The 13323-nt window shown below is 31.9% G+C and carries 14 protein-coding genes and 1 tRNA gene; 12 read left to right on the top strand and 3 right to left on the bottom strand.

All coding sequences use genetic code 11. The features are described 5' to 3' along the window. Window positions 1-168 precede the first annotated feature (168 nt). The gene (locus ASE40_RS02230) at window positions 169-936 is read left to right on the top strand and encodes an amidohydrolase (protein WP_057115175.1); all 768 of its coding nucleotides are present in this window, start codon (window positions 169-171) and stop codon (window positions 934-936) included. On the opposite strand, the gene ASE40_RS02225 is transcribed toward ASE40_RS02230, so the two are convergent. Beyond that, window positions 933-2621: an Ig-like domain-containing protein gene (locus tag ASE40_RS02225; protein ID WP_057115174.1), complete on the bottom strand. Its 1689-nt coding sequence runs from the start codon at window positions 2619-2621 to the stop codon at window positions 933-935. The two genes, ASE40_RS02230 and ASE40_RS02225, sit on opposite strands and share 4 nt — an antisense overlap. A gap of 172 nt (window positions 2622-2793) precedes the next feature. On the opposite strand from ASE40_RS02225, the gene ASE40_RS02220 reads away from it, so the two are divergent. The 5 genes from ASE40_RS02220 (at window position 2794) to ASE40_RS02200 (ending at window position 7329) form a co-directional block, all read left to right on the top strand. After that, entirely contained in the window at window positions 2794-3798 is a 1005-nt protein-coding gene (locus ASE40_RS02220; RefSeq protein ID WP_057115961.1) for a hypothetical protein, read from the top strand. Then, window positions 3758-6115, top strand: coding sequence for a hypothetical protein (locus ASE40_RS02215; RefSeq protein WP_057115173.1), 2358 nt, complete (start codon window positions 3758-3760; stop codon window positions 6113-6115). Before ASE40_RS02220 ends, ASE40_RS02215 begins: the two co-directional genes overlap by 41 nt. Before the next feature lie 10 nt (window positions 6116-6125). Next, window positions 6126-6530 carry a methylmalonyl-CoA epimerase gene (gene mce, locus ASE40_RS02210; RefSeq protein ID WP_057115172.1) on the top strand — a complete coding sequence of 135 codons (405 nt, stop codon included), beginning with the start codon at window positions 6126-6128 and terminating at the stop codon, window positions 6528-6530. Window positions 6531-6676: 146 nt separating this feature from the next. After that, window positions 6677-6750: transfer RNA gene (locus ASE40_RS02205), tRNA-Ile, on the top strand. A 159-nt stretch (window positions 6751-6909) separates the two neighbouring features. After that, entirely contained in the window at window positions 6910-7329 is a 420-nt protein-coding gene (locus ASE40_RS02200; RefSeq protein WP_057115171.1) for a very short patch repair endonuclease, read from the top strand. Here ASE40_RS02200 and dcm read toward each other — a convergent pair. After that, the gene (dcm, locus tag ASE40_RS02195; protein WP_057115170.1) at window positions 7326-8312 is read right to left on the bottom strand and encodes a DNA (cytosine-5-)-methyltransferase; all 987 of its coding nucleotides are present in this window, start codon (window positions 8310-8312) and stop codon (window positions 7326-7328) included. The genes ASE40_RS02200 and dcm overlap by 4 nt on opposite strands. 431 nt (window positions 8313-8743) lie before the next feature. Between dcm and ASE40_RS02190 the strand changes: the two genes are divergently transcribed. Then, the gene (locus ASE40_RS02190) at window positions 8744-9010 is read left to right on the top strand and encodes a hypothetical protein (RefSeq protein WP_057115169.1); all 267 of its coding nucleotides are present in this window, start codon (window positions 8744-8746) and stop codon (window positions 9008-9010) included. Window positions 9011-9041: 31 nt separating this feature from the next. Here the strand turns inward: ASE40_RS02190 and ASE40_RS02185 are convergent, their stop codons facing one another. Next, window positions 9042-9632, bottom strand: coding sequence for a riboflavin synthase (locus ASE40_RS02185; RefSeq protein WP_057115168.1), 591 nt, complete (start codon window positions 9630-9632; stop codon window positions 9042-9044). A 57-nt stretch (window positions 9633-9689) separates the two neighbouring features. Between ASE40_RS02185 and pdxA the strand changes: the two genes are divergently transcribed. The 5 genes from pdxA to accB all read left to right on the top strand — a co-directional run bounded on the left by pdxA (window position 9690) and on the right by accB (window position 13271). Beyond that, window positions 9690-10739, top strand: coding sequence for a 4-hydroxythreonine-4-phosphate dehydrogenase PdxA (pdxA, locus tag ASE40_RS02180; protein WP_057115167.1), 1050 nt, complete (start codon window positions 9690-9692; stop codon window positions 10737-10739). 105 nt (window positions 10740-10844) lie between these two features. Then, window positions 10845-11387: a YceD family protein gene (locus ASE40_RS02175; protein ID WP_057115166.1), complete on the top strand. Its 543-nt coding sequence runs from the start codon at window positions 10845-10847 to the stop codon at window positions 11385-11387. 9 nt (window positions 11388-11396) lie between these two features. After that, entirely contained in the window at window positions 11397-11591 is a 195-nt protein-coding gene (rpmF, locus tag ASE40_RS02170; RefSeq protein ID WP_008465217.1) for a 50S ribosomal protein L32, read from the top strand. Window positions 11592-11763: 172 nt separating this feature from the next. After that, window positions 11764-12762 carry a beta-ketoacyl-ACP synthase III gene (locus ASE40_RS02165; protein WP_057115165.1) on the top strand — a complete coding sequence of 333 codons (999 nt, stop codon included), beginning with the start codon at window positions 11764-11766 and terminating at the stop codon, window positions 12760-12762. 23 nt (window positions 12763-12785) lie between these two features. Beyond that, window positions 12786-13271 (top strand): acetyl-CoA carboxylase biotin carboxyl carrier protein, encoded by a 486-nt coding sequence (gene accB / locus ASE40_RS02160; RefSeq protein ID WP_057115164.1) that lies wholly within the window; start codon window positions 12786-12788, stop codon window positions 13269-13271. Window positions 13272-13323 lie beyond the last annotated feature (52 nt).

Here is a 13323-nt window from a genome sequence, read left to right as displayed (position 1 = left end):
TTTAGTTAGTTATAATTGTGGTTGGAATTTCAAATATATAAAATAATTTCACACATCGCATTTTTTTTGCAAAAACTGCATTTTTTTTGCAATGGTAATGTTAAAATTGTTCGGTTATAACTAAAGAATAGGCTGATGTTTTCTACCTTTATATCAAAATAATTTGAAATGAAAATTGCTTTAATCCAATCTGATCTTACCTGGGAAAATGCGGCTGTAAACAGAGAAAATTTTGATCTCAAAATCAATGAAATCAATTCTGAAGTAAATTTGATTGTACTTCCAGAAATGTTTTCAACGGGATTTACCATGAATGCTGCGGAGGCTGCAGAAACCATGAACGGTGAAACCATTGAATGGATGAAATTAAAAGCAAAACAAAAAAACGCTGCAATAACAGGAAGTATCGTTATTACAGAAAACGGTTCATTTTATAACCGAATGTTTTTTGTTTTTCCGTCAGGAGATTTTCAATATTATGATAAAAGACATTTGTTTTCGCTGGCGGGAGAAGACCAGTTTTACACTGCTGGAAATCAGAAAGTAATTGTTGAATATTTAGAATGGAAAATTTGTCTTCAAATTTGTTACGATCTGCGTTTTCCTGTTTTCGCTAGAAATGTCGAAAATTATGATCTTCTTTTGTATGTTGCCAATTGGCCAAAAGTTAGAATAAACGCTTGGGACACTTTGCTAAACGCGCGCGCCATAGAAAATTTAAGTTATGTTGCCGGCGTAAATAGGGTAGGTTTTGATGATAATAATTTTGAACATAATGGTCATACCCAATTAATTGATTTCTGGGGAAATTATATAATAAAGCCACAAGAAACAGCAGGTGTTTTTGTGGCTGAATTGGATAAAAATATAATGTTAGAAACCCGAAGAAAACTTAATTTTCTAGGTGATCGTGATACTTTCGAAATTAAAATCTAGAAAGCTTTCCGTTTCTTTTCTTCATCTTTTTTCTTTTTCTCGTCTTGTTTTTTCTCGACTTCTGGATTAAACGGAACACTTAAATCGATAGTTTCGTTTCGATCCCAATTGGCGCGGACATCAAATTCTTCCTGATTGTAGAATACTTCTTCAGAGTATCGTTTTTCTAAGAAACTACCCGTGTCATACATCTTGTTTTTGTTGTCATCGTAAATAATACGCACCGTAAAAACTTCTGGCTGGAGTAAATTAAATTCTAAAGTTGTTGCACCTTCAGAATAATCGCTGGCTAAAACAACATCTCCTTTTTTATTCGTCAATTCGACAATTATAGGAAAACGTTTTACATTTTTTAGATTTAAAATGATGTTTCCATAATCCGCTGCTTCTTTGGTGCTGAGTTTGTAAGATAATGTATCGTTTGTTTTTTCATAAAAATCAGTCAAAGCGCCTGGCAGGAAAGTAAAATTGTATTTTTCTAAAGGCTCTTTTTTGAAATCAATATATAGTTTTTGATCAAATTCGTCATATTCAGTCGTATACGGAACTGCTACAGAATCTTTATTGACTAAAGTGATTTTAGATTTGTCAAATTTTACCAAAGGAGTTTCGGTCTCCAATGTAAAGCGTTCTCTAAAATTAATTTGGCCATTTTGTACTGCTTTGATATTAAGAGTATCCTTTTTTAAAGCTTTGATTTTAAAAGAAAACCTCTTGTCATAGTTTTCTTTTGAAACTTCAAGCGATAATGAATCTGCTTTTATCGGTTTGTACCAAACTTGCAGGGAATCCTTTTTAGGAAACTGCGTAACTATAGTTTCTAGAACTTCGCTTCCGTTTTTAAGGACAATTTTCGGTTTCGAATTCTTAAAATTCTGTTTTCCTTCATAAGGAAGAAACAATCTATTTCCAGAAGCTTGAATAGGTTTAAAAGTTTTTAAAGGCAGTGTTTCTTTAAATAATTCTACTTCGTAAACAGTGTCAGTCGGAATCGTAACGTAATTTTTAAGAAACCCAATTTTATCATCTTTCGGATTAAATTTATTGTTGCTTCCCTTATCCTTTAATGCCACTAAAAGATATTTTCCTTCTTTTAGATTTTCAAACTGGAAAGTTCGCATACTATCCAAAGTGTTGGTGATATAACGCGGAAATTCTTTGTAAATAGTAGAATCTTTAAATTTATCATTTACTTCATAAAGCATTACCGAAACAAAATTATCTACATGTTTTTCGTATGAATCTTTAATTCGTCCGTTCAGTTTAAGCGAATCAATATGAGATCCTGTGGAGAAAATATATTTGAATTGGTTTAAAGCATTTCCTTCATTATTATCCGTAATAGCCTGCCCGAAATTTAAACTGTAAGTTGTGTTGGGCTGTAAAGTATCTTTAATTTCAATCTTAATAAATTTACTAACGGTACTTGGTGTTATTAACGGTTCATTCTTTAATGGCGGAGAAATAATCAACTGTTTATTGGTATTTTTCAGCTTAACATATTCGTCGAAATTTAAAGTGATAGTGTTTCCTTTAAAGTTTGTACTATAATTTTCAGGATAACTTGATACCAAAACCGGTGCTAAAGTATCTTTTAAACCGCCTGTAATACTGCCTCTTTTAGCGCAGCTTATCATTGATATTAAAATTATAAATGAAATATATTTTAGAGTGTTTTTCAACATAACGGGTTTTCAATTTGATTGCACAAAATAACGATTATATTTGCTTTAATTGAAATTTTTTATCCATTTATTAGGATTTAAAAAAATTACATTTCTGTTTATTTTTTATGGTTTCGAATATTTAAAGAGCCATAATTTCTTACTTTTGGGTTTAAATGTAATTTTCCAAGTTTTGTTAAAGCGACTTTTTCCAATTTTATTTCTCTTTTTACTCTTCTCCTGCAGTAAAAACGAAAAGCCTGTTATTTCTTTTTATTATTGGAAAACAATATTAAAATTTTCAAAAACGGAAAGAGAAGTTTTAAATGAAAACAATGTTCAAAAGCTTTATATAAGGTATTTTGATATTGGAGTTCATCCAGAAACGAAAAATCCAATTCCGGTTAGTCCAATTCGCTTTGACGAAAATCTTAATCAATATGCTGTTGTTCCAGTTGTCTTTATTCAGAACAAAGTAATGCTGCAGCCCAATCTGGAGGTAAATGATTTGGCTGAGAAAACATTTGGTTTTATTGAACAGATCAACCAAAAGAATAAAATATCTTGTGACGAAATTCAAATTGACTGCGATTGGACATTGAATAGCAAAGACAATTATTTGAAGTTTGTGGAAGTTTTTAAAAAGCTATCGAAGAAGAAGCTTTCGGCAACAATCCGACTGCATCAAGTCAAATATTTCAAAAAAACAAAAATCCCAAATGTCGATTCTGGAGTTTTAATGTATTACAACATGGGGTCGATTGCACCAGATTCGCTAAATTCTATTTACGATCAAAAAGCGGCTTCAAAATATTTGAAGAGTTTGAAGAAATATCCGCTTCATCTTGATTTGGCACTTCCCATTTATTCTTGGGGAGTTCACATTAGAAATAATAAAGTAATAGGACTTCGTTCGAAAATGAATATTAAAGACCTTCTTCAAGATTCGAATTTTGAAAAAATAAGCCCGATTTTTTTTAGAGCAAAACAATCTAATTATAAAAATGGTGTTTTTTACGAAGAGAAAGATTTGCTGAAAATAGAAGAAATCAGCACAAAAGATTTAAAAGAAATGGCAGAAGATCTGGATGAAAATCTGCCGCAAAAACCAAAAGAAATTATATTTTACGATTTAGACGAATTCAATTTAAACAATTATGAAAAGAATATTTTTGAACAAGTTATTTCTGAGTTTTAGCCTCGCTTTACTTTCGATATACGGAATTATTTATGCCTGCGCCGGCGGAGACGACTGGGATTTCTTTGGTTACAATTCTAATTTTACGCCAGAAACTTTTGCAGACAAATCGTATTCTCCCTTGTTCTTGTCAGGAGGAATTTTTTATGGAATTGGTTTTGATACCCAGCACAATTCCCGTTTTAACGGAAACATAAAATCAGATTGGGCCAATTACCTTAAAGGTAAAGTGGACACTACAACGGTAAATTATTTTTTGATTGGTGACGAAAAACCAAGATACTATTCTGACGATAAAAATGTGATTAAAAACAAAGAAGAAATTACAGATCTGCATGTTTTTTATAAAAGCAAAAAAGAAAATAAGAGTTCGCAGAAATGGGGAAAAAAGATTAATTTGAAAGACGAGAAGATTAAGGATTTTATTGAATTCTTGTATTTGGCTCAAAAAATTGAAACCGTTTCGATTGGAGAAGATTACTGGAGTTACGATCCAGTTGTGGCAAAAACATTCAATGATGCGAAGATGATTCAATCTATCGAAAATGTGTACAATACTTTATCAGATCCATTTTTGAAAAACAGATATTGGTTTTTAACGATGAAGGCTCGTTTTTATAGCAATGATAAACAAAAAGCAATTGATTTTTTTAATAAAACAGAAAGTTCTGTTGCAAAAAATACTTTGTATTATCGTGCTTTGGCGTATGTTGCAGGAATCAATTACCAACAGAAAAAATATGCGGTTTCTAACTATTTATATGCCCAGGTTTTTGATAAATGTCCAGAATTACGCGTGGTAACTGCGTATAGTTTTCACCCCAAAAATGAATCGGATTGGACTAAAGCTTTAGCAATGGCTAAAAATAATAGTGAGAAAGCGGCGCTTTGGGCAATTCATGGTTATTATAAAGATGAAAAACAGGCGATCGAAAAGATTTATGAATTAGATCCGAAAAGCGAACATTTAAACTATCTGGCAACAAGATTGGTGAATTCACTGGAGCAAAAAATAAATAATTCTTTTCAGCAGAATGCAGGCGAAAATCAACCGACCAAGCCTCAGACAATAGCAGAAAATAAAAGTGAAAATCAAGCAAAGATTGATAAAAGTGCATTTGATTTAATTGCTAAAATTTCTGCAGCGGGAAATACTGAAAAACCATATTTATGGGATATTGCAATAGGCTATCTTCAAACACTAAAAGGCGATTATGCCAATGCAGACAAGAATTACACTAAAGCAGTAAAAACGCTGCCAAAAACCGAACTGGCAAGTTATCAGATTCGATTATTGCGTTTTGTAAATAACTTGAGCAAAATAGATAAACTAGATGATAACAATGTAAAAACCGTTTTAGCAGATCTAAATTGGATTTATTTTGAACTGCCAAAAAATTATAAAAGAAGTGAGTTCCGTTATCAAAATGCTTTTCAATGGAGTAAAAATTATTTGGCAGCTTTATACAAAGCTAAGTCAAATCCAGTAATGGCAGAATTGTTTAATGAGTCTCGTTACAGCTATTGGAATGATGGAAATTCATTTTATGATAATGAAAAGGACTTGCTGGCAATGAAAGCTTTTTTAGAAAAAACCAATAAAACCGAAATCGAGAAAATTGGTGCTGGAATTTATAGTTTGAAATTGAAAGATATTAATAATTTTCAGGCAGTTCAGGCGACTTTCAAAAACAAAATTCCTGAAGCGATCGAATATTTGAAACAGGCAGATTCAGTGCAATATTATAAATTTTTAGGAAATCCGTTCAACGGAAGTATTAAAGATTGTCACGATTGTGATCATGTCGCTTATCAAAAAAGAAAATATACCTACATGGATTTTCTGACTACGATAAAATCGATGCAGGAAAAATTGGCGCAGAAAGAAGATGTTTATACCAATAGTCTTTTGTTAGGAAATGCATTTTATAATATTTCTCATTTCGGGAACGGAAGAACTTTCTACGAAATTAATATTGTGGGTTATGGCTCGAGTCCGTATTCGTTTAGAAATGCAATGAAAGAAATGATTACCAATAATTCAGTTTCGAAAATGTATTACCAAAAAGCTTTTGAAGCTGCTTCGAACAAAGAACAAAAAGCAAAATGTCTGTATCTGATTTCAAAATGCGAACGAAATGATTATTACAATAAAAAGTATAATAACATAAACAGTTACTGGGAAATTCAAGATGATAAAGTTAATTTTATTGCTTGGAATTCTTTTAAAGCTTTAAAGAAAGACTATTCAGATACAAAGTATTATCAAGATGTAATTGCAGAATGTGGTTATTTTAATACTTATGTAAATCAATAAAATTTTAACAATGGTAAACAAAATAGAACATATCGGAATTGCAGTAAAAAACATGGATGATGCCAATGTTTTGTTCGAAAAAATGCTGGGCGTTCCTTCCTATAAAATGGAAGCTGTAGAAAGCGAAGGCGTACTGACTTCTTTCTTTCAAACGGGCAATAATAAAATTGAACTTCTGGCAGCGACAAATCCAGAAAGTCCGATTGCTAAATTTCTAGAAAAAAAAGGAGAAGGAATTCATCACATTGCTTTTGACGTTGATGATATCGAAGCAGAAATTATCCGCCTCAAAAAAGAAGGTTTTGTTCTGATAAATGAAATTCCGAAGAAGGGCGCCGATAATAAATTGGTTGTTTTTCTTCATCCGAAGAACACAAATGGTGTTTTGGTGGAGCTTTGTCAGGAAATTAAATAAAAAAATGTCATTTTAATTTTTAAATAAGACATTGAAAATCAATTTCGTTTTTGAAATTCAGCAAAAGATTTAAAATTAAATACAAATGATGTCTTAAAATATTTGGAGTGAATCAAAAATAGTAGTAATATTGCATCCTCTAAACCGGTCCTATAGCTCAGCTGGTTAGAGCACCTGACTCATAATCAGGTGGTCCCTGGTTCGAGCCCAGGTGGGACCACTTCTTTAGAAATAGAAAGCCTTTGCAGAAATGTAAAGGCTTTTTTGTTTTTCTTCCTATTTTAAAATGAAAATAATACAATATTTAACCTCAAATAATTGAATTTTCATTTCCGTTAAATAACTAACTTTATCTGTCAGAAACAAATTTAATCTTACGATGGATAATTTAACTCCCGAACAAAGGAGGAAAAATATGCAGGCGATAAAAAGTACTGCTACAAAAGACGAAATAAGGCTTGCTAAAGCTTTGTGGAATCTCGGTTACCGATATCGAAAAAACAATAAAAAGATATTTGGTAAACCTGATATTACTTTTGCCAAATATAAAATTGCCATTTTTGTAGACAGTGAATTTTTTCACGGAAAAGATTGGGAAGTCCAGCAATTGAGAATTAAATCAAATCGCGAATATTGGATTCCGAAAATTGAAAGGAATATGAAAAGAGATGAAGAAGTCAATGCTTTTCTAGTTTCAGAAAATTGGACAGTTCTAAGGTTTTGGAGTCAAGAAATTAGAAAAAACTTAGAAGTTTGTTTGGCTAAAATTGAAGGAGCAATAATGCTTTTAAGTATTTAAACCTTTTGAGCTTTTGCTTTCTTGGTTTCAATTTTTTCAATGCACTTAAATATTTCCGAGGCCAATCTTTCAATCACGGGCATGCTTACGGAATTTCCAGCCTGCTTATAAAGACTAGAATTTGAAATAGAAGGTAGTTTATAAGTGTCGGGAAAACCTTGAAAACGAAAACATTCTCTTGGGGTTAATTTTCTAAAACCAAAATCTGTCGTTATAATAGGAACATTATGTCCGCCGGTTCCCATATTTGCAGTTAGCGTAGGGCAGACTTTAGATTTATTTTCTCTTACGTATTGTCTTCTAAACTGGTAAATTCTGTCTTTACTCACAACAGCTTCTTTCAGCATGTTGTACATATATTTCTCTTCCGTGTAATAGAATTTTTTATCGACATTTTCTTTTGTGATTAAATCAGTAATCTTTTTAGTTAACGGCTCTTTTTCAGGAAAGGTAAATTTAAAGCCTTTTTTTACGAAACTTTTATCGAAAGCAACCATGAAAATCCTTTCACGACTATGCGGAATGTTTCCAAAATCTTTGGTATTCAAAATAGCGCTGTCAAAAGTATAATTGCGTTTTTTTATTTCGCTTTGAATTACTTTCATTGTATTTCCGTTATCATGACTTTTTAAATTTTTTACATTTTCAAGAAATACAACCTTCGGCCTCATCTCGTCAATGAAATCCAATATTTTAAAAAAATGATTTCCCCTGCTGTCATTAAAGCCTTTTCTATGACCAGCAAGAGAAAATGGCTGGCAAGGAAATCCTGCGGTAAGAATGTCAATTTTTTTAAGATTTTTAACATCAATCTCCATTACATCACCTTCTATAAGAGTATGGTTGAAATTGTTTCTGTAAGTGATACAGGCTTTTTTATCAAATTCATTCGCCCATTCTAGTTTAAAACCTGCATTTTCAAAGCCTAAACAAATACCGCCGACACCAGCATATAAACTTCCAACTGTATATTTGTTTTTCATTGTTTTTTGGTTTTTAAAAAAGAGCTTGTTTTTTTATTGATAGCCAATGCAAATATATTAATTCAAAAGATTGTTCCCGTGTAAAAAAAATAAGATCCAAGGTTTAAGTTTTTACGTAACTTTTAATGAAGAAATTTTGGTTACAGTTATTGTTCTTTTTTTAAAATCAGGAAATTCTTATAAGCTTGTTGAATTAGTAAATAGTAATGAAAATGAGCTTTTTATGAGCTACAACGTTTTCTAAAAAGGGATTAAGCTATTTGTTGAAAAAAGTGTTAAAATTTGTTTTATGTTTTTTGTTTTAAATATTGCTTTTGTGCAAAAAACTTATACTTTTGTCCAAGATTTTGCAAATAGGAATGTATTTATGCAAAATTTCTATTAAAGAATATTTGTTAATAATTATAGCTTGCTTTAGCAGCTTGAATTTTATGAAAAATCTAAAAGCCCCATTTTTAGCAGTTGCTTTAATAATTTTAAATGTTTCCTTTATGGCAGCTGGATCAAGTAATCCTCCCCCTCCAGATATGGCAGGGAAAAGTACTGAAAGTATGACCACAATGAGTGAGGATGATTGTGAGCCATTTTGTAACCCGCCATTTCCAATAGATCAAAATATCGTGTTTTTACTAATTGGCGGTTTAGCATTAGGTGCGACCGTAATATATAAAAATCAAACAAAAAAAGCTTCAATTTAAATTGAAGCTTTTTTTATAGGAAATCAGTAAGTTATTTATTAATAGAATAAAGTCTTGAAATGTATTTTCCAACTACATCAAATTCTAAATTTATTTTTGTTCCAACTTTGAAGTCTTTAAAGTTAGTGTGTTCATAAGTATAAGGAATAATTGAAACACTAAATTCATGAGTTTTAGAATTCACAACTGTAAGACTTACTCCGTTTACAGTAATCGAACCTTTTTCTATTGTAATGTTATTTAAATCTTTATCGTATTCAAAAGTGTAATTCCAGCTTCCGTTGGCTTCTTCAATTTTAATACACGTTCCTGTTTGGTCAACATGGCCTTGAACAATATGTCCGTCAAGACGATCGCCAAGTTTCATGCCTCGTTCTAAATTTACAATATCGCCTGCTTTCCAATCACCAATATTGGTTTTTGAAATTGTCTCATCGATTGCTGTTACGGTATAAAGAGAATCTTTAATGGCTACAACGGTAAGACAGATTCCGTTATGCGAAACGCTTTGATCTATTTTTAATTCGTTAGTTATCGAAGAGTCTACTGTTACGTGAAGATTGTTAAGGTCTTTTTTGATTTCGTGAATCGTACCAAGGGTTTCTATAATTCCTGTGAACATTGTGGTTTTATTTTACTAAATTTGCACATCAAAATTAGTAATAAATAAACTGAGCTCATGAATAAAAAAGCAGAAAATATAATTGTTGGAATTTCAGTAGGAGATTTAAACGGTATTGGAAGCGAAGTTATATTAAAAACATTCGAGGATTCTCGCATGTTAGAATTGTGTACGCCGGTTATTTTTGCAAATGCTAAAATTCTTTCTTTCGTAAAAAAAAGTTTTACCTCTACAGTTCAGTTTCACGGGATTGATAAATTAGATCAAGTTGTACCTGGAAAAGTAAATGTTTTAAATCTTTGGAAAGAAAGTATTGATGTAAATTTTGGTGTAAATGATCCAAAAATAGGGGAGTATGCGATAAAATCTTTTGCAGCAGCAACAAAAGCTTTAAAAGATGACGAAATAGATGTTCTGGTAACAGCACCTATTAATAAGTATAACATACAATCTGAAGGTTTTAAATTTCCAGGACATACAGATTATCTAAATCAGGAATTAGAAGGCAATGCGCTTATGATGATGGTGCAGGATAACTTAAGAGTGGGTTTAATTACAGATCATGTGCCTTTAAATGAGGTGGCTTCTCATTTAACAGAAGAATTGATTACTAAAAAAATTGAAACGATTAAAAAATCTTTAATTCAAGATTTTAGTATAGTGAAGCCGAAAATTGCAGTTTTAGGATTAAATCCGCATGCAGGTGATGGTGGTGTCATTGGAAAAGAAGATGATTTGGTTTTGAAGCCAGTTTTAAAGAAGCTATTCGATTCTGGAACAATGGTTTTTGGTCCATTTCCTGCGGATGGTTTTTTTGGAAGCGGTCAATACGAAAAATATGATGCTATTGTAGCAATGTATCACGACCAAGGATTGATCCCGTTTAAAACATTATCTTTTGGAAAAGGCGTGAACTATACAGCTGGTTTGAATAGAGTTAGGACTTCTCCAGATCATGGTACAGCTTATGATATTGCAGGAAAAGACATGGCAGATCACAATTCATTTACAGAGGCAGTATATCTTGCAATAGACATTTTTCGCTCGCGTAATCAGTATGAGGAGATTAGCCAAAAACCTCTTAAAATAAAAGAAAAACAGTTATAAACAAAAAAAGGTGAATAAGATTATTAGATTTATAATAATTTTATATCTTTGCACCCCAATTCAGACATCTAGTTATAGAACTGAATTGATCAAATTGATGTTGAAATGAGCAAAACAAAAGAATTTTTAATTCCTTTCGTAGGATTAAAACTAGGAAAACACCATTTTGAGTATCAAATAAATAACACGTTCTTTAAGGACTTTGACTATGAAGAGTTTCAAAGTTCAGATATTAAAGTGAATTTGGTTTTCGAAAAGAAAAGCAACATGTTAGAGTTAGAATTCAAACACAAAGGAACTGTAAATGTGCCTTGTGATCTAACAGGCGAAGATTTTGATCTTCCTATAAAAGGGAAAATGAAATTAATTGTTCGCTTTGGAGACGAGTTCAATAATGATAATGAAGAATTGTTGATTTTGCCGCATGGAGAACATGAATTAGATGTGTCACAATACATTTATGAAATGATTGCACTTTCGGTGCCTCAAAAAAGAATTCATCCAGGTGTTAAAGACGGAACATTACAAACCGAAGCTTTGACAAAATTGAATGAATTAAGTGTAAAAGAACAAAAGGAAGAGAGTAATAAAGAAGAAGATATTGACCCGCGTTGGGAAAAATTAAAGAAACTATTAACGGATAAATAATATAGTAAAATGGCACATCCTAAGAGAAAAACCTCGAAAACAAGAAGAGATAAGAGAAGAACACATTATAAAGCTACTGTAGCTCAAATCGCTACATGTCCTATTACAGGTGAAGCGCATTTATACCACAGAGCTTACTGGCATGAAGGTAAAATGTACTACAGAGGGCAAGTTGTTATCGATAAATCTGAAGCGGTTGCTTAATACGTTTTTGTAAATTATACTAGAACTCTCACATAGTGAGAGTTTTTTTTGTTGGTTATAATTTTTGTTTTTTAAGAAAATATAGACAAAATCGCTTCGTTTTTTTTTGTAATTTTCAAGTCTTTTAAAAATTTTTCAAATCGCAGTATTTGAAAGGAAATAATAGAATATAATGAATAAAATCACAGCCGCTATTACCGCTGTTGGCGCTTACGTTCCTGACTTTGTACTTTCTAACAAAGTTTTAGAAACAATGGTTGATACCAATGACGAGTGGATTACTACTCGAACAGGAATTAAAGAGAGAAGAATTCTTAAAGATGCTGATAAAGGCACATCTTATCTTGCTATAAAAGCAGCGCAAGATTTAATTGCAAAAGCAAATATTGATCCTTTAGAGATTGATATGATTATAATGGCAACAGCAACACCAGATATGATGGTGGCTTCTACAGGAGTATTTGTTGCAACAGAAATTGGGGCTACAAATGCATTTGCATACGATCTGCAGGCTGCATGTTCAAGTTTCTTATACGGAATGTCTACTGCTGCAGCTTATGTTCAGTCAGGACGTTACAAAAAAGTACTTTTAATTGGTGCCGATAAAATGTCATCAATTGTAGATTATACAGACAGAGCAACTTGTATTATTTTTGGTGATGGAGCTGGTGCAGTTCTTTTTGAACCAAATTACGAAGGTCTAGGTTTGCAGGATGAATACTTAAGAAGTGACGGTGTAGGACGCGATTTTCTTAAAATTCCAGCTGGAGGATCTTTGATTCCGCCTTCTGAAGAAACTGTAAAAAACAGACAGCACAATATTATGCAAGACGGAAAAACTGTTTTCAAATATGCTGTGACTAATATGGCCGATGCCAGCGAATTGATTTTACAAAGAAATAATTTGACAAATCAAGATGTAGATTGGTTAGTGCCACACCAAGCTAACAAACGTATTATTGATGCTACTGCTGGAAGATTGGAATTGGATGATTCTAAAGTATTAGTAAATATCGAAAGATATGGTAATACTACTTCTGGAACTTTACCATTAGTATTGGCAGATTTTGAAGATAAGCTTAAAAAAGGAGATAATGTTATCTTTGCTGCTTTTGGTGGTGGATTCACTTGGGGATCTATCTATTTAAAATGGGCTTACGATAAGAAATAAATTAAAACTAAAAACGAATCATTATGGATTTAAAAGAAATTCAAAACCTAATCAAATTTGTTGCAAATTCGGGCGTTGCAGAAGTGAAGTTAGAAATGGATGATGTAAAAATCACGATCAGAACAACTTTAGAAACAAATGTAACTGAGGCAACTTACGTGCAGCAATTACCAACTCAGGCAGCTTTACCTCAGGTAACAGCTCCACAAGTTACTGCTCCAACAGTTGTAAATGTAACTCCAGAAGCACCAGCTGCTAACGATTCTAAATACATAACTATAAAATCTCCAATCATTGGAACTTTTTATAGAAAACCATCTCCAGACAAACCAGTTTTCACAGAAGTAGGAAGCACTATTTCAAAAGGAGATGTTCTTTGTGTAATTGAAGCAATGAAATTATTCAACGAAATCGAATCTGAAGTTTCTGGTAAAATTGTAAAAATTCTTGTTGACGATATGTCTCCAGTAGAATTTGACCAACCTTTATTCTTAGTAGATCCATCATAAATAAATTTAGATTTTAGATTTTAGATTTTAGAATGGTTCATAATATAAGTTT

Origin of the sequence: Flavobacterium sp. Root935, assembly GCF_001429295.1 — a bacterium.
Lineage (GTDB): Bacteria > Bacteroidota > Bacteroidia > Flavobacteriales > Flavobacteriaceae > Flavobacterium.
The sequence above is the reverse complement of the archived record's forward strand: the minus strand, read 5'-3'. Positions and strand labels throughout refer to the sequence as shown.